The organism is Pedobacter sp. MC2016-24, from assembly GCF_015223055.1.
Classification (GTDB): domain Bacteria; phylum Bacteroidota; class Bacteroidia; order Sphingobacteriales; family Sphingobacteriaceae; genus Pedobacter.
Genome location: NZ_JADFBX010000005.1, coordinates 446,731 through 469,304, shown reverse-complemented (window position 1 = coordinate 469,304; position 22,574 = coordinate 446,731). Strand labels below are relative to the sequence as shown.

The following is a 22,574-nucleotide window of genomic DNA, read 5'->3' as shown; positions in this document are numbered from 1 at the left end:
GTTTTGTGAAAAATCTGACGTTTGATTTTTTCTAACTTTTGTAAAGGTACGTAGTTTCAACAGTTCAATAAATTATAATTAATTTAATATAAATGTATTTCTATTGTTTATTAGTCTGTGGATAACGTTTGTAAATATGTTTTTTTTCTTCGATTATATGAGTTATTAATAATTTACTAACATTTAGATTACATTTTTATTTAAAATATCTACTGATTTACAATGAGATATTTTTTTGGACAAAATTTTATCAATAGAAATATGTTTATTGTTAGTTGATGTGTAAAAAGTGGATAAACTCCTGGAACCTGCTTAAAAATAACTCAAAATATTGTGGCAAATTCCCTTTTTACCTTAGCTTTAAACATTCAACAAAATTTGTTCTATTTATTTAGACATGTAATTAACACTAATTTCAACGTTGTTAACAATTATGTTAATTTGCACTGATTCAGCGAGATCTGAGTGCATTTTTTTGGCGAAAAACTACATGAATGCCTATTAGGCTTCATAACAAATTGAAAAACAATAAAATACTAATGAGGAAAGTAGATTTTTTAGTTATTGGGTCCGGAATTGCCGGTTTAAGCCTGGCTTTGAAAGCCGCCAGACATGGAAAGGTTTTAATTGTCACCAAATCAAACGAGGATGAATCCAATACCAAATATGCACAAGGTGGGGTTGCGGTGGTTATTGATAAAGGAGATTCTTTTGAAAAGCACATTGAGGATACTTTAATTGCTGGTGATGGCTTGTGCGACAAAGAGATAGTCGAAATTGTAGTGAAGGAGGGACCTCAACGGATTCAGGAAATTATCGATTATGGGATTAATTTCGACAAAGACCGTTCGGGAGTTTACGACCTGGCCAAGGAGGGAGGACATTCCGAGCATAGGGTTTTACATTATAAAGATGTCACCGGATATGAAATTGAAAGTGTCTTATTGAAGCAAATTCATCAAAATGAGAACATAGAGATATTAACACATTACTTCTGTTTGGAATTGATTACACAGCACCATTTAGGTATTCATGTGGATAAGAGTTCTGAAGATATCCACTGCTACGGTATATATGCTTTTAACACAGAGCGTAACGATGTGGAAAAGATCTTAGCTAATGTGACTATCCTTGCCTCTGGTGGTGCCGGCCACGTGTATTCGAGCACTACAAATCCTGTGATTGCTACAGGTGACGGTATGGCGATGGTTTACAGGGCAAAAGGAAAAGTTAGAAATATGGAGTTTATCCAGTTCCATCCAACAGCGTTATATAACCCTGGAGAGTATCCTGCCTTCCTGATTTCCGAAGCAGTTCGTGGTTTCGGCGGAGTTTTAAGGCGTAAAAATGGTGATGAGTTTATGTACGAATACGATAAAAGAGGGTCTTTAGCACCTCGTGATATCGTGGCCAGAGCAATAGATGCGGAGATGAAAAAATCTGGTGAGGACTTTGTTTACCTGGATATCAGGAACCGAAAAAAGTCGGATATTCTAAGTCATTTTCCAAATATTTATGCGAAATGTTTGTCTATTGGCATAGATATGACCAAGGACTTGATTCCTGTTACCCCAGCTGCACACTACATGTGCGGGGGAATTTTAGTAGATGAACATGGCAGATCTTCTATCAAAAATCTTTATGCATGTGGCGAGTGTTCTTCTACAGGGCTGCATGGAGCAAATAGATTGGCCTCAAATTCCTTGCTCGAAGCTCCTGTCTTTGCGCACAGAATTTATGAGGATGCCATCAAAATATTCAAAAATATTGTCATTCCAGAGCACATTCCCGATTGGAATGCACATGGTGTAACCCAATCAAATGAAGATATTTTAGTGACGCATAACCTTCGCGAAACACAGAAATTAATGAGTGATTATGTTGGAATTGTACGGTCGGATTTTCGTTTAGACCGTGCCATGCGACGCCTTTTTTTGCTCCATGAAGAGACAGAAGAATTCTATAAAGCCAATAAAGTTTCAGTAAAACTTTGCGAATTACGCAATGTAATTCAGGTGGCTTTTATCATTATTAAATCGGCAATGGCCCGCAAAGAAAGTCGCGGTTTGCATTATACAACAGATTATCCAAACCATTCGGAAGTTTTAAAAGATACCATTTACTAGAATTATGCCTGTAATATTACCTGTTTTAGATAAGATGCCCAAGTGGGGCGACGATTGTTTTATTGCACCAAATGCTACCATTGTTGGTGATGTGGTGATGGGAAAAAACTGTTCTGTTTGGTTCAATGCCGTAATCAGGGGGGATGTAAATCAGATTACAATCGGCAATGATACCAATATACAGGATGGTGCGGTTATCCATGCTACTTATATGAAAGCGGCCACAATCATCGGCAGTCGGGTCTCAATCGGGCACAATGCCATCGTTCACGGCTGCATTGTCAAAGATCATAATCTGATCGGAATGGGAGCTATTGTGATGGATCATGCGTTGATTGAGGAGTATTGCATCATTGCTGCCGGTTCAGTGGTATTGGAAAATACCCGCTGCGAGAGTGGATTTTTGTATGCCGGAACTCCTGCTAAAAAAATAAAGCCCATTACTGAAGAGCAAAGGGCTTTATTAAATAGGCTTCCAGATAATTACATCATGTACGCCGATTGGTTTAAATAACTATTCTTTTGGGATGGTTACCGTCTCGTTTCTTTCCCAAAGGGCTCTGATAGAGAGTTCTTTGGGTTCATTCCATATTCTTTCCGGTTGCAGTTTACTACTTACATTCCCACTGTCCCAGACTCCATTTTTGTTTGTATCATAAGTAATCCTCAACCAGTATTTTCCAGCTTTATAATTGGCGAAAGTAACGGTCGTGTCCCGCGTTACCACTAAAGTATTTGCTACGTATTTGTTGGCATCAACTACTTCTAATATGTAACTTTTATTAGGCTCAGGAGTTACAATTTTTACAATTAATGTTCCATAATCGTCCTTGTTAGCCAGATCAAATGTCTTGATAAATTCCTTGTTTTTAGTGTTGAATATGCCGGTTACAGCACCTGCTTCAAACTTCAGTTCGTAGTTCTTTTTGGGCTTCCATGGATACTTTACATAATAGGATAGGAGGTCTATGGAATCTTTTGAAATGGTAAATCCACTGCGTTCAACAGAGTCTTCCAGCAGACTGATTTTCTTTAAATTGAGGCTGTCTATCGGGAAATTAAAACTCAATTTAAGGCTCTTATTTGGGTTTAAAAGTTTACCTTCTATGTTGTCTGTTGCGCTAATTACCCTTGTGTAAGTTTCTTTTTTACCCCTGGTGAAGTTGACGGTCTGGAGCAGTTTACCCTCATTTTTTACAGCTATTTTTGTAGAATCGAAGCTTAAATCTTTCAACCAAACCTTCAATGTATCGTTGGTTTTATTGAATTTGAACAGTTTTGCGGCGTCCAACCCAGGGGGATCGGTTACCTGAATTTCTGGTTTTTTTAACTTTTGATTAAAAACCATATTAATGCTTCCATCTGTATTTAACTTCTTTTCCAGTATTCTGAAAACTGTAGCATTCTCTTTAAATATCTTCAGATCTATATTTTCTATCGGCTTTCTCAGTACAATGGAATCCTTTAAAAAACCGATTTCATCACTCGCCTGCTGATAGATTTTATCCCCGTTTTTCTCTTTTAATGCGTAGATTTTATAGGTATCTTCTCTTAAATTATTCAGCGCATAATTGCCACTGCTATCAGTCGTGGTAAATATTGAGGGTTTTTTCTTCCCAAATATGGTATCTCTGTTGAGCGGAAGAACGAAGACCACAGCATCCAATTCAGGTAGACCCGTAATGGAATTGGTAACTTTTCCTTTAATACTCAAAGAGTCCAGGCGCGGACCAGTTGAAAACACATAGGTGAAGTTTTTTAAAACGTTTCCTTCGTTTACGTCTACAATTGCTTTACCAAAATTCAAAGTGTAGGTCGTATTTTTTTCCAGACTGTCCGGAAAGGTAATTTCCAGTTTTTTCCCCTTTGGTTTTAACGTTAGGGGACGCTCTACATCTGGTGATACGGAGAACTCTTTAAATTCATTTTGAATTTTAAAAAACTCATCAAATTCTATGGTTACTTTTTTTGCCGTAAAATTTGTCATTAAATTTTTTGGACTCATCTTCAGAATCTTAGGGGGGTCCGTATCCTTAGGTCCACCTTGAGGTTGTTGTATGCTTGCACAGGCATAAAACAGTACACTGATTGAAAATATTGCCAAAAAGTTTATTAAACTCGCTATGCTTCGATTTTTAGCCATTTATATGCTTTATATTGAATTTGTACGCAGTTTTATATAATATGATTAAAAAAAAATAAAAATGCCTCATATCGCTTGTAATGAGGTCATTTTTTATTTCGTTTATTTTTTATTTAAAATACTGTTTTTCAGCATCTTATACATTATTTACTAATATGCACCATTAAAACAGAGATATCTGACGGTGAAACGCCCGATATTCTGGATGCCTGACCTAAAGTTCTCGGTTTTATCCGTAAAAGTTTTTCTCTTGCTTCTTTTGATAAAGATACCAATTGGGAATAATCAAAATTTGGATTAATATCTTTGTCTTCCATTTTTTGCATTTTATTTACAATCTCCTGCTCTTTCTCAAAATAGCTTTCGTACTTAATTTTGATTTCTGCTTGTTCTACAGTTTCCTGATCAAATTGATTTAGATATTCATCAAATACAGGACTTACCTTACGGACATCGTTAATTTCTATTTGAGGTCTACCGAGCAGACTAACAATTTTTACATTTTGGTTCAATGGGCTGGTACCCATTTCTTCAAGCATGGCATTAGCAGCAGACATTTCTATACCTTGTTTTTTAGAAAATGCAACAATAGCATCTGAGTTTGCCACCTTTTGTTTGACGATTTCCAGACGTTCGTCGTTGATCAATCCAAGTTCATGTCCAATAGGAGAGAGGCGAATATCGGCATTATCCTGACGCAACAACAAACGGTGTTCTGCTCTTGATGTAAACATTCTATAAGGTTCTTCTGTACCTTTCGTTACCAGATCGTCTATCAAAACACCGATATAAGATTCGGATCTTTTCATGATCAATTCATGTTTATCAGCTACCTTTTGACTTGCGTTAATTCCAGCTATAAAACCCTGACTAGCAGCCTCTTCGTATCCAGTTGTGCCATTAATTTGACCTGCAAAGAACAAATTGCTAATCAATTTGGTTTCTAATGTTAGGGTGAGCTGGGTAGGTGGAAAATAGTCGTATTCAATGGCATATCCAGGCCTGAACATCTTGGCATTTTCAAATCCTGGAATCTGGGTAAGTGCCCGAAATTGTACATCTTCTGGTAGTGAAGTTGAAAAGCCATTTACGTAAATTTCACAGGTGTTCCAACCTTCTGGTTCTACAAAAATCTGGTGTCTTTCGCGTTCTGCGAAACGATTTATTTTATCTTCGATTGACGGACAGTACCTCGGACCAAGGCCTTTGATTCTTCCTGTAAACATAGGAGATTTTTCAAAACCTTCTTTTAATGTCTCGTGAACATTAGTATTGGTATATGTAATCCAACAACATCTTTGTTCCGTAGGCCTTGCCACATTTGTGAATGAGAAGCGTCCAGGATTTTCATCACCCCATTGTTCTTCCATCAAGGAATAGTTCAGCGACCTGCCGTCTACGCGGGGTGGGGTACCTGTCTTCATACGTCCGGCTTCAAAGCCAAGTGTTGTCAACTGTTCGGTTAAGCCTGTTGCCGCTTTTTCTCCGGTTCTACCGCCACCAAATTTTTTCTCCCCGATATGAATCAGACCGTTTAAGAAGGTCCCATTCGTCAATACTACAGACTTCCCTTTGATCTCAACCCCTATAGAAGTTTTGACACCGGTCACAGTGTTATCTTTGATGATTAAGCTGCTCACCATGTCTTGCCAGAAGTCTACATTTGGCGTACGTTCCAGAGCCAATCGCCATTCTTCTGCAAAACGTTTTCTATCATTTTGAGCTCTCGGGCTCCACATTGCAGGGCCCTTAGATAGGTTAAGCATTCGGAATTGGAGAGTCGTTTTATCGCTAATGATGCCGGAATAACCACCCATCGCATCAATCTCACGAACAATCTGGCCCTTAGCTACACCGCCCATTGCTGGATTGCAACTCATTTGCGCAATGGTTTCCATGTTCATGGTGATCAGTAGCACCGAGGATCCAAGGTTAGCGGCAGCAGCAGCGGCTTCACATCCTGCGTGACCTGCGCCGACTACAATTACATCATATTCTTTAAACATTTCTCTATATTAAAATCTATGTTTCACGTGAAACGCATTTAGCTTTATTTTAAGACAACCGTTCTGTTTCACGTGGAACGTTGACTCTTTTTTCTTATTGTTGTCTTAAAAGGCTTCGTTTGAAGTCTTATTTTTGGAAGGATATGTTATAATAATTTTAATCTTAAAATGACTATTTCTAACTAGCCTAATCCGTCCGATTTGCATTTATTTTTCAGAAAGTAACAGCCAGCGTTCGGTAATCTCCTCCAATTCGATATTTAACGTTTCAATACTTTTTGTGGTATTTTGAAGCGCCAGATAATCCGAACTGTCAAGTGCCGTCAGTTCATTCGTCAATTTAGCAATTGATGTTTCAACCTCCGATATTCTGGATTCAAGTGTTTCCAGTTCACGCTGTTCTTTATAACTTAATTTTTTAGCAGATACAACCGGAGTAGGGCTGGGTTCGCTAGCTTTAATTTTAGGCTCTGATTTTTCTTTTGGATTTTCCAGACTTAAACGATATTCAGAATAATTGCCGTTGTAAATATTAACTTTACCGTTGCCTTCTAAAATGAATAATTGTTCACTCATTTTATCAAGGAGGTAACGATCGTGGGAAACCAAAATTAAGATACCAGGAAAGTTTTCCAGAAATTCTTCCAGCACATTTAGTGTGTCAATATCCAGATCGTTTGTGGGCTCATCCAAAATCAGGAAATTTGGATTTTGCATCAAAACTTTCATCAGGTGCAAACGTTTCTTTTCACCACCGCTTAATTTTTCAACCATGCCATGTTGTTTTTTCGGCGGGAATAAAAATAAGGTCAACAGTTGAGAAGCAGAAATGGTCTGTCCATCTGCCATCTTGATGTACTCCGCATCAGATTTAACAATATCAATTACACGTTCTTTTTCGTTGAAAGCTAAACCACCTTGTTTGTAATATCCATAAACTGTAGTCTCACCCGTGCTTACTTTTCCTTTTTCCGGATTTAAATAACCGGTGATGATATTTAACAAAGTAGATTTTCCAGTTCCGTTTTTTCCGGCGAGGCCTATGCGATCCGCGCGTTTAAAAGTATAACTGAAATCTTCTATAATGTTTTTCCCATCAAAAGATTGTCCAATATTTTCCAGTTGCAAAATCTTGTTACCTTGCCTGGACATTTTTACATTTAATGTAACCTTCTGATTATCAGATCTTTGTTTTGTTTTGGCGTCTAAATCGTAAAAAGCATCAATTCTAGACTGAGATTTGGTTGTACGAGCTGCTGGCATCCTGCGCATCCATTCCAATTCCTTTTTCAGTAAGTTTTTATTCTTCTGGAAAGTGCTTTCATCAGCAGCTTCCCTTTCGGATTTCTTCTCAAGGAAGTAGGCGTAGTTGCCATTATAATTGTAAATTTTGCCTCGGTCAAGCTCTACGATGTTGTTGCAAACATTATCCAGGAAATACCTGTCGTGTGTAACCAACAATAAAGTTTTATTGCCTGATGTCAGGAGTTTCTCCAACCATTCAATAGTGTCAATATCCAGGTGGTTGGTGGGCTCGTCCAATACATAGATTTCAGGATCCTCTATAAGTAATTTAGCGAGCGCCAGACGCTTTTTCTGTCCTCCGGATAAGGTAGAGATCTGCTGGTTTAAATGGGTGATCCCCATGCGGCTTAAAATCGTTTTTATTTCATGCTCGTATTCCCAGGCATTGTGTTCGCTCAATTCTTCATAAAGTCTGTTCAGTTTCTTCTCATCTGGATTCGGATCTTCAATCAGTTCCTCGTACTCCTTGATGAGCTGTTGCTGTTTATTCTCCAATGAAAAGATAAAATCACTGATGGAATAACCTTCGGTAAAACTAGGTTCTTGATCCAGAAAACCGATTTTAGTCGATTTATTCTTCACAATTTTTCCCTCCAGCGGCGAAAATCTTTCGGCCAGAAGTTTCAATAGGGTACTTTTGCCTGCTCCATTGATCCCAACAAGCGCTACGCGTTGTCCGGTCTGGATGCCCAGGGTTAAATTTTTAAATAGCCATTCGTCGTGGTAAGCATGGCCTAAGTTTTCGGCTGCAATAAGTGTGCTCAAAGTCTGTATTTAACGATATTATGAGATAAGAAATTACCACAAAAGTAAGCAATAATTTCGTTGGTATCGTTTTACGACTCAGGAATTTGACAGTGTATAATCACAAAGCGCCAAAAAGCGCCATCGTTTTGGCACTTTCCAGGTATTGATCTTCTTTACTGGTCATTAAGGTTTTGGCTGCTTTTCCTTTATCAAGATAGCCCAGCAGGTGTAAAGTTCCGTGAATCATTACCCGGCATAGTTCTTCAAAAGGCGGCACCTTTAAAGTGCCTGCATTTTCCTTAATCCGATCCACACTAATAAATATGTCTCCTACAATCGTTTTAAGCTCCTCTGAGTTGTCAAAAGTGATTACGTCGGTATAAGTGTCATGATTCAGGTAATCCTGGTTTATACGCAGTAAATACTCGTCTGAGCAGAGAATAAAGTTTAGCTCCTGCAGCTGGTAGCCCTCAGCTTCAATTACTGATTTGATCCAGGTTTTAAGCAAGGTTTTCTTTTTCAGCGAATAACTGATTTCTTCAGTAAAAAAATGAATTGCAGGTTTTGCCATTGGTCTTAAAATTATTGGCCCGAATTTAGCAATTTAAAATATTCTGTAATTTTATTTTTGTAGTAAAGGTTCAGATTCGGTGGTAATTTTTGCAGCCATTCTGTTTCAGCGCGTTCCAAAGCTTTAAATTTTTCCAGCATTTTAGGATAAGAAGGAGGGAGGTCCTTGCCCGCTTTACTTTCCCGTTTGGAATCCTGATCCTGCTGCCGCTGCGCCTTATCCGCATCCAGTAATTTGGTCAACAGGTCTTTTTGACGTTTCATGCTTTCCTGTTCGATACGTTTGTTCACCAGTTCCGATTCTGTTTTTTTCATATCCTCTACCAGCTGGTTCAGATTGCCAAGTGGTCCTTTTCCGTCTTTATTGTCCTCCCTGTTTATTTTTTGCAGCGCTTCCCGGATCATCTGTTGTTGCTGGGCCATTTTTGCAAACTCTTCAGACATAGCACCTTTCGGTACACTACCCTTATTTCCGTTTTTTTGCATCTCCTGGCGGGCTTTTTCCATCCCATCATTTAACTTTTGCTGCATTTGCTCCAGCTGTTTCATGCTTTGTTTCTGTTTGCCTTTTCCACCGCCTTTACTGTTCTTTTTCATTTGTTGTAACTGATCAAGTGCCTCATTGAGCATTAAAGAAAGGTTATTGATCGCCGTCATGGTATATTGTTGGTTACGGTTTGCAGCACCGGTATTCCGTTCTTCCAGGTTTTCTAGACTCTTATCTATATTGAAATTGATGTTTTGCATTTCACTATTGACCGTACTTTCAATCTGCGAAACACGCTTGCTAAGTGCATAGAGGCTGTCTGCTATCGTTTTCATGTTGTCTTTTACCAATCGCTGTTTCTGTACATTGCTGGTATACTGCGGATCTGTACTGCTGATCCGTTTTAGCGCAAGCATCACTTTTTCCTGCTCAAAAGACATTTTCAATAGATTTTCCAGCAATTGGCGCAATTCCTGGGCATTCACCTTATCTTCCGCTTCAGCCGATTCCTGCTGCATTTCTTCCATTTTTTTTGCCAGTTCCTCCATTTTATCGGCGGCTTTCTGTTGTTCTGCTGCTGCCGCTTTCTTGTCGTTTTGGTTCAGCTTATTTTCACTGTTTTTCTGCTGCTGTTGGATACTCTGACTTTCTTTTTCCGGATTCTGGTAAGGGTTAGGTCGCTCCAGCTGCTGGTTTTTCTCCTCCAGCTTTTGCATTTCTTTTTTAATCTCATCGAAAGACCGGGACAATTCTTCCTGCTTGCTTTTTAAGTCATTTAAAGGCGCCTGGGGCGATGAACTCTTTTTAGCCTGACTTTGCTGTTCCTTTGCCAGTTCTTTGAGTCTGTCGACCGTGTTTTTGAGTCCCTGCTCAAATTCCAGTTGCTTATACAACTCCAGAATCCGGTCCAGCTCGTTTTTTACTGATTTATTATCCATTTGCATTTTAGAAAGCTCCTGTTGGGTCTGGTCCTTATTGTTCTGGTCCATCAGTTTTTGCAATTTCTCGAGAAGGGCTTTAGTTTGGTCATTCAAAACATTTTTAAACAAATTGTCTATCTGCTTCTGTTTTTCAGCCATTTCCTGTTTAAGTGTGTTGTTTTCTTCTTTTTGCAATGTGTTTTTCTCATTGAGATTTTTAAGCTCCTGAACGGCATTTTCCAACTGTTTCTGTTTATCCAGTAATTGTGAGATCTGCTTTTTATCGTCGAAAGTAAGCTGTTTCTTATCCAGTAAGGTTTCAGCCAGTTTCTTGCTTTCCTTTTCCACTTGCCCAGCCATTTTTATGGTTTTTTCCATTTGCTGCTTCAGAGCCTGACTGCTTTGATCCAGTTTTTCTGCCACTTGTTGCTGACCTGGAACTTCCAGTAACTGGAGTGTTGATTTTGTCCCTTTAGGCCCATAAAAACCATCATTATCCCATACCTCAAAGTAGTATTCAACCACCTGTCCGGGTTTAATCAGTGCATCTTTAAGGTCCCAGAAAAAGAAGAAAGAGTTTTCCAGCTGATTTTTCTTTACCGGTATGGATTTACTTACCGTGGTAATCAGTTTACCATTTTCTTTCAGGTTGAACTGGAATTTTAGGGCGCTGAATCCATGATCATCGCTGATGTTACCTGAAAAATAAAGCGCTTTGCTGCTCAGCGAATCTGTAGTCATGGTTACATGGATACCAGGGAATTCATCAACAATCACATTAATCTGGTGGCTTAGCACATCTTTGCCACTTACAAAGCTGTTTTGCGGGGTAATGCTATATTTTCCAGACTGGCTAATCACCTGGTTGAAACTAAAGGTATTGTCGGAGGACTTAAGCAAATGGGGGCTTGCATTCAGAATGAAAATCAGGGCGTCGCTATTTTCTGTCTGCATGTTCCAGTTTACCTGCGTTCCTTCGGGAACAAGTAGGTCGCCGCTATTGACGATGACCTCCTTTTTTTTGTTAAGATAAGCTGGATAAGTGAGTGTCGTACTCAGTTTGGCAATCGATGGTCTTGGCTTTACTTCTATCAGAAAGGGGCTTGAGTTGAAACCACCAGCCTGAAAGCTCAGGCGCAGATCCTTTTGTAAATTTTTAAAAGTATAATTGAACCTGACCTTACTTTCCTGATCCAGTTTATACGTATTCAGTCCGTCAGAAACATATACATCCTGTGGGATTTCGTTGCCGCTTAGCTTGAGATTTAATTCAATATCGTCGCCCTGCGTAACCCTCAATGTTTTGTTTAATAAGTTGAAACTGAAAGGGGCAATCGGCTCGATCTGTCTATTATATTGGATGAAACTACTGGTTCCTTCCTTTAAAATAGCCGGAGATAGGATGCCTATTAAAGCGATAATCACTGCCGGGGCCAGAAAGTATTTGATGTATTTCCGGTTATCGGTTAGCCTGATGGCACTTGTAAATGGAATGGGACGCAATTCCAGTATCTTCTGGTCAATACCCGCCAGAATTAGCGAATTGTCGGCCTGCGACTGGTCTGCCATGCTTTTCAGCTGTAAAGTATTCAGCAGTTTGTCCTTAATGGGTATAAAATGATCACCAATAATCGTTGCGGCCTGTTCAGCGCTGAGGTGTTTGCTCAATTTAAGATAAGCAAGCGCGGGTTTGCCAATCAAGAAGGCTATAAGCAGGACCGAAACGGCCAAAAAACCGAAGAAAAGAACAGTTTTCAAGCCTGGTCCGGGTTGTGTATAATACACGAGGGTAAACAGAAACAGGTATAATGCCAGCAATAATGCGGCTGCATAAATGCTGCCACGCAAAAGTTTATTGAGGTAAAACTTTTGTATAAACTCGTTAATTCGGGAAATTAAAAGTTCGTAATTGCTTTTCATAGAAAAATTTAACGCAGCTAAAGATAGAAAACGTTCCCTATTAAAGATAAATTATAATGTAATGAATAAAGGCATAATGGTAACGATTTGTTAACTTTAACCTGCGCTTGCTTATTTTACTAAAATATAATTTAGCCGATTAATAACAACTTAAATGAAACAGATTGCATTATTTATGGTCGTTTTGGCCATGGCATTTAAACCTTCTTTTGCACAAATGGGAACAAAAATCGGGACAAACTGGAACAAAAATCAGGTAATTGCCCATAGGGGAGCCTGGAAAGCCAAGAGCTTGCCGGAGAATTCGATTGCATCGCTGAAAGAAGCGATCAGAATAGGCTGCTACGGTGCTGAGTTTGACGTACACGCAACTAAGGATGGGGTATTGGTAGTTAACCACGATGCTGATTTTTTAGGTTTGCCGATCGAGAAATCCAGTTATCAAGAGCTCCTGGGAAAGAAAATGTCCAATGGCGAGTCCATTCCTACACTTGAAAAATATCTAAAAACCGGCCTTAAACAGAAAGGCACAAAGCTTATCCTGGAAATAAAAATCAGTCAGGCTGGTACGGAAGCAGATTTGGTACTTGCAGAGCAGACCGTGGCGATGGTTAAACGCTTGAAAGCCGAAGCCTGGGTAGATTATATCAGTTTTAGTTACCCCATTTTAAAAAGAATTCTGACCCTGCAACCAGATGCGCGTGTGGCTTACCTGAAGGGGGATGAAACACCGGAAAAAATGAAAGAAGATCATTTCTATGGTATTGATTATTCTTATCACATTTATAAAAAAGGGGAATGGTTTGCTAAAGCAAAGGCACTGGGGCTAACGATGAATGCCTGGACCGTCAATGACGAAGCTACGATGAATTGGTTATTGGATAACCAGGTGGATTTCATTACTACAAATGAGCCTGAATTGCTGTTCCAAGTTCTTGAAAGCAGAAAATAACGCATTCGGCAATAACTGGTATTCTTGCCGAATTTAGTTCAGCATATCCTAAAAAAAGACCTTATAAAACAAAAAAGCATCGCGGGTTATCCGCGATGCTGTACAATTTATGTTTTTAATCGACTAGATTACTTTAACATTAATCGCATTCAACCCTTTTTTGCCGCTTTCAACGTCATACTCAACTTTATCGTTTTCACGAATCTCGTCGATAAGGCCTGTTGAATGTACAAAGATTTCGCTATCTCCGTTTGCAGGGATAATGAATCCGAAACCTTTAGTTACATTAAAAAATTTTACTGTTCCTTCTTGCATTGTATTATTTATTATAAATTAAGTGTGCAAGGTACATAATATTTTTTTATAAAGTGCAAAGGCTTCATTTTTTGATAAATATAAAACAAAATAGCCCTTATTTACTGTCTTTTCGACCTGTAACCACCAGGTTGATTTCGCTGGAATGAGGGATTTCCAGCGTTTTCCCTGGTGTTACTTTTAGCAGATTACTCAGGTAAACATTGATAATGGCATTCAGTGTCTTTCGGCGGGGCTCCTGATTTTCCGGAAAATCGGTATGAAATGTACCCAGGTGCATTTTTCCATGCGCATCAACAATCACTGAAAATTCATAACCAAAATCTTCATAAGCCCTGGAAATGTCTATTCTATAGCGCGGAAAAAGGTAATCATAAGACTCCGTTCGGCCAACCAGTTTATCCACGGTACTTAGTTTTTTCACCTTAATCATATCGCTCAGGGTGCTAAATTCAACCGGGGCGCGGCCCGCAAAAGCGCTGTCTGCATTACCAGGGTTTCTGTCAGACCGTGCAGCCAGTTTTTTAATATAGGCTGTGTCTGCTCGCGTTGGCTTTCTAAGTGCTTCTGCAGTGGTCTTAAGCTTGTTTTTGATGTAATCTTCTGAATAATAGGTGATGTTCACATCAGACCGGATGTCCTTTGAGATTTCCCTTTTCGTTAGATTTAGGCGTTGAAAAAGTAAACTGTCTTTACTGATTTTCTTGATCCTGAACCATTCCTTCGCAAAATTATATACATTTCCATGATCATAATGCAGGTAAAAGTTCTGCATCCGATCTTTCTGCGGGCTATAAGCCCTAATGCTATCCTTTGATTGGAATTCAATGATCCAGGAAGGCTCCTGTTGAAAGCCCAGTTCATTAAAAGATAAACCAGTACTAAAACGGCGCTTTACTTCCTGGTAACGAATGCCTAAAATGGAATCAAATGCTAGTTTTCCTGCAGGTTTAGCCTGCTTTTTAGCGGTGTTTTCTGTACAGGCATTCATCAGCAGCGCAAGGCCAATGCATACCAATAGGTAACTGGGTCTCCTCATAATCAGCTACAAAGTTACAAGATTCGGATTAGATGTCTTTCTAAATTCTGCGCTTTAAACTAAAGATTTTAACCATGATCTCTCCTTTTCGAAATATGGAAAGAATCATCCGCTTTCCATCTGCCGACCTGAACAGTGCATTAATGTCATTCAGTTGATAGGAGGCTGCAGCTATAAAATTGATCTGTATAATTTCATCATCTACCTGCAGTCCTGCTTTTTCTGCCGGCGAATCTGCTTCAATCCTGCTGATGAAATAATGCTGTCCCTTATGGCTTTCACCATACAATTCAATACCCGCCATATCATGCTCAAAAGGTCTTTTAAAACGCTTATTTTTCTGCAGATACATACTTAGTTTTTCATAGTCAAATACCACATTAAATTTGCTCAGAATATCTGCGCCCAGGTTTCCGTTTCGGTCTTTTAACAATACTTTGGCTGCTACATCATCGTATAAAGGATAAGAAGCCAATACCTGGCTTAAAGTAAATGAGCCAATTTTGAGCATTTCAATACGACCAATATTTCCGCCAATCGGTCCGCTCATCCCAACGCCAAGATTTGCCTCAATCACTTTTCCGCTCAGGGGAAATGGTTTTTCATCTAGGCGTTCCAGAGAAATGGCATGACTTGCACCATTGTCTATCAGCATTTTTAAATCCTGTTTGCCCAGCCCGGGATTTTCCAAGCTCAAACTAACATATGGCTTATTGCTGTATAATTCTATGGGTATTTTTTCCCCTTCGATTTTCATTTTCCGGTCCTGGCTGCTAAAACGGAGCTTGTGGTGACTGTAATTTATTTCTACAATAAAACTCCTGAAAAAATAATACCCCAATAAGCCATAGATTTGGATACCCAGATAGTTGGATAAGCCGAAAATGTCTTCTTTTAAAATGGCTGTAGGAATTCCGGAGATCCTGGCCTGTCCAAGTCTGGCTGAAACATCATTGGAAATGTAAGCATCAATTTCGCCGCCCTTGCCCAATCCGGTAATTTTAATGGAACGCGAGGCAGTGATGCCCAGACTGTCCATCAAAGTTGGATCGGTAATGATCATTGGGCCAACCCCCGTGTCCAAAATGAAGTTAAATGGGCCCTTGTCATTTATGTATAAGGGGATAACCACCAGGTTTTTAATCTCGGTAAAATTAATGGCACCTTTCTTTAAACCCGGTTTAAAATAGAATTGCTGAGCCCGGCAGGGATTAAAATAGCAGAACAGGATAAACAGGAAGCCCCATAAAATCCAGCTTTTACTTAATTTAATCAGCCACATTAACCCGTTCATTAAACTAATTTAATAAATTAGTAGCAGTATGGTTAAAAGTATCCTCAAAACAAGCTTATATTTTACTTTATTTATAATGTTGGCAGGTTGCTCGGCACAGAAACGCATGAAGCGTCAGGTTAGCCGGGTTTTTGAAGCCAATAAAACAGCCAAACAATACCATACTGGCTTTGCTTTGTACGACATAGCGTCTAAAAAAATGATTTTTGAAAGTGAGGCTGATCATTATTTTACACCAGCTTCCAATACCAAACTTTTTACCTTTTATGCGGGTTTAATGCTTATTCCAGATTCCGTTCCTTCCTTAAGATACGTCATTAAGGGCGATTCTCTGATCTTCTGGGGAACTGGTGACCCTTCCTTTTTACAAAGCCGCCTGAAAGGGCTTAAAGCCTTTGAGTTTTTGAAATCGAGCGATAAAAAGTTATTCTTTGCGCCGGTAAGATATACGGGAGCTTTATTTGGCAAGGGCTGGGCATGGGACGACTACAATGATGATTACCAGGCCGAAATCACGGAATTGCCGCTGATGAACAATGTACTGAGTTTGAGCAATGATCATGGGCGCTTGAAAGCGGTACCACGGTTATTTAACGACTGCCTGTTTAGAGACAGTCTTTCCGCGTCAAAAGTCTTTAAGGTTCAACGGGATCTGGATCGAAACAGCTTCCATTACCCAAGCCAGGTAATCCCGGATCTTTATAGCCAGGAAATCCCTTATAAAACCAATCCGGCCATAACATTGGCCATTTTACGTGATACACTGGGCAAGCCGGTCAGCATCATTGACCTAAAGATGCCTGTAGCTGCCAAGACCATTTACAACATGAAGTCCGACTCCGTATTTAAAGCCATGTTATTGCCTAGTGATAACTTTATTGCAGAGCAATTGCTTCTTGTTTATGCCAATCAATTGGGCCTGGAATCCTTAAATTCAACGCAAGCCATTGCAACCATCCTTAAAAACGAACTGTCCGATTTGCCCGATGCCCCGCGTTGGGTTGATGGCTCCGGATTGTCAAGGGGTAACCTGTTTACGCCCAGAACCCTAGTTAAACTACTCGAAAAGATCTATACAACAGTAAATAATACGGAAAGATTATATGCCATGCTACCTGCAGGAGGTAACCGCGGAACCCTAAAAAACGCCTATCCGAAAACAGATCAACCTTTTATATTCGCTAAAACCGGCACCTTGTCCAATAATCACAACCAAAGCGGGTATGTCGTCACAAAAAAAGGAAAAACCTATATTTATTCCTTTATGAACAACAATTTCGTCATACAGACTGCTGATGTACGTCAGGAAATGGCCCGGGTGATGACTTATATTCATGATCATTTCTAATGTACAACATGACACCGTTTAAACAGCTTCAAAGACCCTTAAATGCGCATATTGATCTGGATGGCCAATCATATTTATATTTTGGAGGAACTGCTTATCTCGGGATCCCTCAGGATAAAGCATTCGCCGCTCATTACCTCGAAGGGATCAATCGCTTTGGTTTGAACAATGGCACCAGTAGAGGAAATAACATCCAATTGGGGATTTATAATGATGCAGAAGCTTATGCTGGCAATTATTTTGGATCTGATGACACTTTAATTACCTCCAGCGGGTACCTGGCTGCACAACTGGCCGTCAGAAATCTTTCGGTAGGAAAAGCAATTTTATATGCGCCACAAACCCATCCATCTTTATGGATTGATGGAGCTGCTCCAAACGAATTGGATTTTGCGACCTGGAGCAAAATGGCGCTTGAGCAAATCAATATCGGTACGGAATGCAATTGGCTCCTGGTCAGCAATTCCATCAACAATTTGTACCCGGAGTGTTATGATTTTTCTTTCCTGACAGCCCTTAAATCAGGGAAAAAAGTCACTTTACTGGTCGATGATTCACATGGGATTGGTGTTTTAAACGGAGGAAAAGGTGTTTACAGTCATTTAGCCGGGTCTACCAATGTGGAAGTTGTCGTGGTAGCTTCTATGGCCAAAGCCTTGGGCCTGGATGCCGGGATCATACTGGGTAGCAAGGCACTTATCCAGGCTTTAAAAGAGAGCAATGAATTTTTAGGGGCTTCACCGCCCTCCGCTGCCGGGCTATATGCTTTTATGCATGCAGAACACATTTACCAAAATGCTTTGACCACACTTTACGAACTCATTTATTTTTTAGCGATGCAGCTCAACAAAGATTGGATTTCTCTTCCTGATTTTCCGGTTTTTCAATCCTTTGAGCCAGGTTTGTTCAACAGGCTTTTAGCCAAGCAGGTACTCATCTCTTCTTTTCCTTATCCGACACCGAAAAGTGAGCCTGTGAATCGGATTGTATTGAGCAGCTGGCATAGCAAAGCACAGGTTTATGAACTGGTTAAACTATTGTAACCTTACAGCTTCTCAAAAGGAATATCCATCAGGCTGTAATTTTGCCAACCGATGTAGTCAAAATGCCACCATTCATTGGGAATCACCCTAAAGCCATAACGTTGCATGGTTTCGATTAAAAAATCCCTGTTCCTGATTAGCTCAGCGGGCAAGTTTGCATAATTGGCAGCCGCTGCTGGGTCAAAGCTGTCATAAGTCGTGGGCATGGCAACTTCCTTGCCTGTTTTTAAATAAACCAGTGTTAAATCTACGGCACAACCTCTATTGTGCTTGGAACCTTTCTTCGGATTGGCTACAAAGTTCTTGTCGCTCGCCTGCTTATAAAAGGCAAGAGTAACCTGGTAGGGGCGGTACGCATCAAATATTTTCAATCCATAACCCTTGGTTTTCAATGCGGCCTGAATCTTTTTGAGCTGATTTACCACAGGTTTTCGCGCAAATGCCCGTGCCTGTTTGTACATCACCTGCTTCATAAAATTGTCCCGTGTGGCATATTTAATGTCCAGCAAAATACCCGGAATAGCCTTTTTGATTTCAATCAAACGGTTGTTGTCATTTTTTTTACAGGAATCCTGATAGATTGTCCAGGAACTGACAATATCCAGCCCATAGGGATTGGATGTGAGTTGCTGCGCAGAAGCATTCAGGAAAAAGAGACAACACAGAAAAAACAGAATTTTGCGCATTTGCTGGTCCGGGGATTATTGATTTGCCGCAACCAGCAGTTCGATGTCTTTATAAGGCAGGTTAAACATATCACCAAGATCCTTACTGGTCAGGTGACCCTGGTAGATATATAAGGCCTCGCGAATTCCCATTTTATTCCAGACTACATTCATCAGTCCACCCATATTTCCAATGTCCAGTAAAATAGGAGCAAAAATATTGGTGAGGGCATAAGACGCAGTTCGCGGAACACGAGATGCAATATTAGGTACACAATAATGGATCACATCGTATTTTCTAAAAGTCGGGTCTTTATGATTGGTTACTTCCGAAGTTTCAAAACAGCCACCCTGATCGATGCTGACATCAATAACCACTGAGTCTGGTTTCATGCGTGCAACCATTTCTTCCATCACAATGCAAGGGCTTCTGCCATGCGACGCGCGGATCGCGCCGATCACCACGTCGCAAGTGGTAATTGCTTTTCCTAAAACGATAGGTTGCATCACCGAAGTGAACACCCTGCTCCCTAAGTTGTTTTGAAGCCTTCTAAGCCTATAGAGGCTGCTGTCGAACACTTTTACTTCCGCACCCAGAGATAATGCCGTACGCGCGGCGTATTCTCCGACCGTTCCAGCACCCAAAATGACAATTTCGGTTGGCGGCACGCCGGTGAAACCGCCAAGCATCAAACCTTTTCCGCCGGTTGCGGAACTTAAATATTCAGCGGCGATAAAAATTGACGTTGCACCGACAATTTCGCTCATCGCCCGGACTACACTTAAAATATTTCCTTCATCGCGAATGTGCTCAAAACACAGTGCATTTATTTTTTTATTCAGGAGCGCCTGAAGGTAGTTTGCTTTTAACGTTCCGGTTTGCAAAGATGAGATCAAGGTTTGACCTTTATGCATCAGGGCAATTTCCTCCAAAGTTGGAGGTGCAATCTTGACAATAATGTCTGCAGCAAAAACCTCTTTTTTATTAAAGGAAATGATGGCGCCCTGTTCACTATAGTCTTTGTCCGAAAAATTGGCTCCAACACCAGCTCCGGTTTCTAAAATTACGCGGTGGCCATTGTTAACCAGCAGGGCGACCGATAAAGGCGTTAATGCAATCCTGTTTTCCTGGAAAGAGATCTCTTTTGGAATGCCAATATATAAACTATTGTTCTTTTGATTGATTTCTGCCAGGGCCTCCTTCGGTTGAATCATCCCTTTTTGGGCAATGGAGGCCATACCTTCACGTAATCCTGTAGCCATTTTTATTGATTGATATTTGGATTGAAATTAAGCAAAATACCTGTAATTAAAGAGGTTTGATTTTTAAATTTTAGAAATTGACAATCTTCTGGTGTTTTCATCAAGCGCAGTAATCGCTATTTTTACATAGTGATCAGGCAGCAATTCTGCTATTTTTTCAGGCCACTCAATCAAGCAGATGTGGTCGGAGTAAAAATACTCTTCATATCCGATATCATATGCCTCCTGCAGGTTTTTAATGCGGTAAAAGTCGAAATGATAAACCGTACGGTCACCGGCTGCATATTCATTAACAATGGAAAAGGTAGGGCTTGATACCACTTCTTTTACGCCCAGTTCTTTACAGATGGATTTGATCAGTGTGGTTTTTCCGGCGCCCATGTCTCCTTCAAAAATAAAAAAAAGGTCTTTTTGGGTAAAGTCTACTATTTCTTTTGCTGCCCTGTCAAGGTCGGCCACGCCATTCACTTCAATTTCCATAGGTCATTAACTTATATTTGAGTTTGAGCAAATTTAAAAATTTCATCCCAATAAAACAGCTGTATTTGTTTTGAAGATCTATATACCGAACAACCGATGGCCTGAATGGGTTTAATATAAGTACGGGATTTCTACAGCTTAAGTACTACAGAAATACAGGGCTCCCTTACTTCTGCCTTGCCCCTTCCTTACCCCTGCTTTACCTCTAGGGTAAAGCAGGGGTAAGGAAGGGGCAACGAGGGGGTAAAGCAGGGGTAAAGCGGGTCTGTATTTTACCTGAAGTTATCCTGTACTTTTCCTAAAGTCATACTGGGACAGATGGGCGGATTTTACTATAAAATTTCTACCTGGAACTGTAGGTTGCAATCGGTATAATCATCTCTTCCAGAGAAATCCCTCCATGCTGAAAGGTTTCATTGTAATAGTTTACAAACTGGTTGTAATTGTTCTGATAAACGAAATAACGGTCTTCCTTGGCGAAAATATAATTCGAACTGATGTTTATTTTTGGCAATTGTGCTTCATGCGGGTTTTTAATTAAAAAAACCTCCTTTGCATTGAAGTTTAGGTTTCTGCCTTGTTTATAGCGTAAATTGGTATTGGTATTCCGATCACCGATCACCTTGCTTGGGTGTTTTACGCGGATGGTACCATGGTCGGTGGTAATAACCAGCTTTACCTTTTTCTGGGCTAGTTTTTTTAACAACTCCATTAAAGGGGAGTGCTCAAACCAGGACAACGTCAGCGAGCGGTAGGCTGCGTCATCGTTAGCCAGTTCCCGGATCATCTGCATGTCGGTACGCGCATGTGAAAGCATGTCCACAAAGTTATAAACGATGGCATTGAACTCATTTTGCATCAAGTTGTTGAATTGCTCGTTCAAAGCCTTTCCATCATCGTAAGTCAGGATTTTATTGTAGCTGAACTTACAATCCTTGCGAAGACTGCGTTTGATCTGGTCTGCTAAGAAAGCGCCTTCGTGCATGTTTTTTCCGCCTTCATCATCATCATTTTGCCATAAACCAGGAAACCTTTTCTCCATTTCAAGTGGCATCAGGCCAGCAAATATGGCATTACGGGCATATTGCGTGGCTGTAGGCAAAATGCTGGAATAGGTATCTTCCTCGTCCAGTCTAAAATGCTCGGTGATGAGGGGATTGATGATCCGCCACTGGTCGTAACGCAAGTTATCGATCAGGATAAAAAATACAGGTGTGGTATCGTTAATTAAAGGAAAAACCTTTTTCTTCAGCAACTCGTTAGATAATAAAGGAGCTTTTCCCTTGCCATTTACCCAGCCCAGGTAATGGTCTTCTATAAATTTAGAAAACTGCATATTGGCTTCCGACTTCTGCATGGTTAAAATCTCATGCATTTGCGGATCGTCCAGCTTTTCCAGTTCCAGTTCCCAGAATACGAGTTTTTTATACACTTCAACCCATTCTTCGTAGCTTAATTTATCGTTTAGGGTCATGCCCAAGCGTCTGAAATCCTGTTGGTAAGCCATAGAGGTTTTTTCACTAACCAGGCGTTTATTGTCGATGATCTTTTTGATGGTCAGCAATACCTGTTTCGGGTTAACCGGCTTAATCAGGTAATCGTCTATTTTAGAACCAATGGCATCTTCCATGAGGTTTTCCTCTTCACTTTTGGTGATCAGGACAACGGGAACATCGTTACGTATGTTTTTGATTGCAGTAAGCGTTTCCAGACCACTTAAGCCGGGCATGTTCTCATCTAAAAAAACAAGGTCGAAGTGTTCTTTTCCAAATGCTTCCAGTGCATCATTTCCATTGGTGTATGTAGTTACATGATAACCTTTTTCGTTTAATAATAATATATGTGGTTTTAATAAGTTAATCTCATCATCGGCCCATAAAATCTTGGTTTCCTGCATTATGATATTTTTATTTTATGTAAAATTAAATCTTTTAAAAAAGAGGCATCTCTT

Annotated in this window: 17 protein-coding genes; 5 read left to right on the top strand and 12 right to left on the bottom strand. The window is 40.0% G+C overall.

Going from position 1 to position 22,574, the window contains the following annotated elements; genetic code table 11:
- Positions 1 to 539: 539 nt before the first annotated feature.
- Positions 540 to 2,126 (top strand): L-aspartate oxidase, encoded by a 1,587-nt coding sequence (gene nadB, locus IM797_RS15265; RefSeq protein ID WP_194128002.1) that lies wholly within the window; start codon positions 540 to 542, stop codon positions 2,124 to 2,126.
- A 4-nt stretch (positions 2,127 to 2,130) separates the two neighbouring features.
- Entirely contained in the window at positions 2,131 to 2,640 is a 510-nt protein-coding gene (locus tag IM797_RS15260; RefSeq protein ID WP_194128001.1) for a gamma carbonic anhydrase family protein, read from the top strand.
- Here the strand turns inward: IM797_RS15260 and IM797_RS15255 are convergent, their stop codons facing one another.
- From IM797_RS15255 to IM797_RS15235, 5 genes are all read right to left on the bottom strand, one after another.
- Complete coding sequence (locus tag IM797_RS15255) at positions 2,641 to 4,269, bottom strand: Ig-like domain-containing protein (RefSeq protein WP_194128000.1); 1,629 nt, start codon at positions 4,267 to 4,269, stop codon at positions 2,641 to 2,643.
- 143 nt (positions 4,270 to 4,412) lie between these two features.
- The gene (gene mnmG, locus IM797_RS15250) at positions 4,413 to 6,275 is read right to left on the bottom strand and encodes a tRNA uridine-5-carboxymethylaminomethyl(34) synthesis enzyme MnmG (protein ID WP_194127999.1); all 1,863 of its coding nucleotides are present in this window, start codon (positions 6,273 to 6,275) and stop codon (positions 4,413 to 4,415) included.
- 207 nt (positions 6,276 to 6,482) lie between these two features.
- The gene (locus tag IM797_RS15245) at positions 6,483 to 8,345 is read right to left on the bottom strand and encodes an ABC-F family ATP-binding cassette domain-containing protein (protein ID WP_194127998.1); all 1,863 of its coding nucleotides are present in this window, start codon (positions 8,343 to 8,345) and stop codon (positions 6,483 to 6,485) included.
- A 100-nt stretch (positions 8,346 to 8,445) separates the two neighbouring features.
- Positions 8,446 to 8,898, bottom strand: a complete 453-nt coding sequence (gene ybeY, locus IM797_RS15240; RefSeq protein ID WP_194127997.1) for an rRNA maturation RNase YbeY — start codon at positions 8,896 to 8,898, stop codon at positions 8,446 to 8,448.
- 11 nt (positions 8,899 to 8,909) lie between these two features.
- Entirely contained in the window at positions 8,910 to 12,224 is a 3,315-nt protein-coding gene (locus tag IM797_RS15235; RefSeq protein ID WP_194127996.1) for a DUF4175 family protein, read from the bottom strand.
- Positions 12,225 to 12,378: 154 nt separating this feature from the next.
- Between IM797_RS15235 and IM797_RS15230 the strand changes: the two genes are divergently transcribed.
- Entirely contained in the window at positions 12,379 to 13,176 is a 798-nt protein-coding gene (locus IM797_RS15230) for a glycerophosphodiester phosphodiesterase family protein (RefSeq protein WP_194127995.1), read from the top strand.
- Between the two features lie 123 nt (positions 13,177 to 13,299).
- Here the strand turns inward: IM797_RS15230 and IM797_RS15225 are convergent, their stop codons facing one another.
- The 3 genes from IM797_RS15225 to IM797_RS15215 form a co-directional block, all read right to left on the bottom strand.
- A complete protein-coding gene (locus IM797_RS15225) occupies positions 13,300 to 13,491 on the bottom strand; it encodes a cold-shock protein (protein WP_008241764.1) in 192 nt (63 codons plus the stop codon).
- A 97-nt stretch (positions 13,492 to 13,588) separates the two neighbouring features.
- Positions 13,589 to 14,530 carry a hypothetical protein gene (locus IM797_RS15220; RefSeq protein WP_194127994.1) on the bottom strand — a complete coding sequence of 314 codons (942 nt, stop codon included), beginning with the start codon at positions 14,528 to 14,530 and terminating at the stop codon, positions 13,589 to 13,591.
- 40 nt (positions 14,531 to 14,570) lie between these two features.
- Positions 14,571 to 15,824: an aspartyl protease family protein gene (locus tag IM797_RS15215; protein ID WP_194127993.1), complete on the bottom strand. Its 1,254-nt coding sequence runs from the start codon at positions 15,822 to 15,824 to the stop codon at positions 14,571 to 14,573.
- Between the two features lie 28 nt (positions 15,825 to 15,852).
- On the opposite strand from IM797_RS15215, the gene IM797_RS15210 reads away from it, so the two are divergent.
- Together IM797_RS15210 and IM797_RS15205 are read left to right on the top strand one after the other, a co-directional pair.
- Complete coding sequence (locus tag IM797_RS15210) at positions 15,853 to 17,172, top strand: D-alanyl-D-alanine carboxypeptidase/D-alanyl-D-alanine-endopeptidase (protein WP_194127992.1); 1,320 nt, start codon at positions 15,853 to 15,855, stop codon at positions 17,170 to 17,172.
- 8 nt (positions 17,173 to 17,180) lie between these two features.
- Positions 17,181 to 18,215, top strand: coding sequence for an aminotransferase class I/II-fold pyridoxal phosphate-dependent enzyme (locus IM797_RS15205; protein WP_228098876.1), 1,035 nt, complete (start codon positions 17,181 to 17,183; stop codon positions 18,213 to 18,215).
- Between the two features lie 2 nt (positions 18,216 to 18,217).
- Here IM797_RS15205 and IM797_RS15200 read toward each other — a convergent pair whose 3' ends face one another.
- The 4 genes from IM797_RS15200 to IM797_RS15185 form a co-directional block, all read right to left on the bottom strand.
- Positions 18,218 to 18,901 carry a M15 family metallopeptidase gene (locus IM797_RS15200; RefSeq protein ID WP_194127990.1) on the bottom strand — a complete coding sequence of 228 codons (684 nt, stop codon included), beginning with the start codon at positions 18,899 to 18,901 and terminating at the stop codon, positions 18,218 to 18,220.
- A gap of 15 nt (positions 18,902 to 18,916) precedes the next feature.
- Positions 18,917 to 20,143, bottom strand: coding sequence for an alanine dehydrogenase (locus IM797_RS15195; protein WP_194127989.1), 1,227 nt, complete (start codon positions 20,141 to 20,143; stop codon positions 18,917 to 18,919).
- Positions 20,144 to 20,206: 63 nt separating this feature from the next.
- Positions 20,207 to 20,623 carry a tRNA (adenosine(37)-N6)-threonylcarbamoyltransferase complex ATPase subunit type 1 TsaE gene (gene tsaE, locus IM797_RS15190; protein ID WP_194127988.1) on the bottom strand — a complete coding sequence of 139 codons (417 nt, stop codon included), beginning with the start codon at positions 20,621 to 20,623 and terminating at the stop codon, positions 20,207 to 20,209.
- A gap of 343 nt (positions 20,624 to 20,966) precedes the next feature.
- Entirely contained in the window at positions 20,967 to 22,520 is a 1,554-nt protein-coding gene (locus tag IM797_RS15185; RefSeq protein WP_194127987.1) for a bifunctional response regulator/alkaline phosphatase family protein, read from the bottom strand.
- Positions 22,521 to 22,574: the final 54 nt, after the last annotated feature.

Bases quoted from the DNA above. Each gene is read 5' to 3' on its own strand.
- IM797_RS15260 (WP_194128001.1), top strand. From the start codon at position 2,131: ATGCCTGTAATATTACCTGTTTTAGATAAGATGCCCAAGTGGGGCGAC.
- IM797_RS15200 (WP_194127990.1), bottom strand. From the start codon at position 18,901: ATGCGCAAAATTCTGTTTTTTCTGTGTTGTCTCTTTTTCCTGAATGCT.
- IM797_RS15220 (WP_194127994.1), bottom strand. From the start codon at position 14,530: ATGAGGAGACCCAGTTACCTATTGGTATGCATTGGCCTTGCGCTGCTG.
- ybeY (WP_194127997.1), bottom strand. From the start codon at position 8,898: ATGGCAAAACCTGCAATTCATTTTTTTACTGAAGAAATCAGTTATTCG.
- IM797_RS15185 (WP_194127987.1), bottom strand. From the start codon at position 22,520: ATGCAGGAAACCAAGATTTTATGGGCCGATGATGAGATTAACTTATTA.
- IM797_RS15225 (WP_008241764.1), bottom strand. From the start codon at position 13,491: ATGCAAGAAGGAACAGTAAAATTTTTTAATGTAACTAAAGGTTTCGGA.
- IM797_RS15235 (WP_194127996.1), bottom strand. From the start codon at position 12,224: ATGAAAAGCAATTACGAACTTTTAATTTCCCGAATTAACGAGTTTATA.
- IM797_RS15195 (WP_194127989.1), bottom strand. From the start codon at position 20,143: ATGGCTACAGGATTACGTGAAGGTATGGCCTCCATTGCCCAAAAAGGG.
- IM797_RS15255 (WP_194128000.1), bottom strand. From the start codon at position 4,269: ATGGCTAAAAATCGAAGCATAGCGAGTTTAATAAACTTTTTGGCAATA.
- IM797_RS15230 (WP_194127995.1), top strand. From the start codon at position 12,379: ATGAAACAGATTGCATTATTTATGGTCGTTTTGGCCATGGCATTTAAA.
- nadB (WP_194128002.1), top strand. From the start codon at position 540: ATGAGGAAAGTAGATTTTTTAGTTATTGGGTCCGGAATTGCCGGTTTA.
- IM797_RS15215 (WP_194127993.1), bottom strand. From the start codon at position 15,824: ATGAACGGGTTAATGTGGCTGATTAAATTAAGTAAAAGCTGGATTTTA.
- IM797_RS15205 (WP_228098876.1), top strand. From the start codon at position 17,181: ATGACACCGTTTAAACAGCTTCAAAGACCCTTAAATGCGCATATTGAT.
- IM797_RS15210 (WP_194127992.1), top strand. From the start codon at position 15,853: ATGGTTAAAAGTATCCTCAAAACAAGCTTATATTTTACTTTATTTATA.
- mnmG (WP_194127999.1), bottom strand. From the start codon at position 6,275: ATGTTTAAAGAATATGATGTAATTGTAGTCGGCGCAGGTCACGCAGGA.
- tsaE (WP_194127988.1), bottom strand. From the start codon at position 20,623: ATGGAAATTGAAGTGAATGGCGTGGCCGACCTTGACAGGGCAGCAAAA.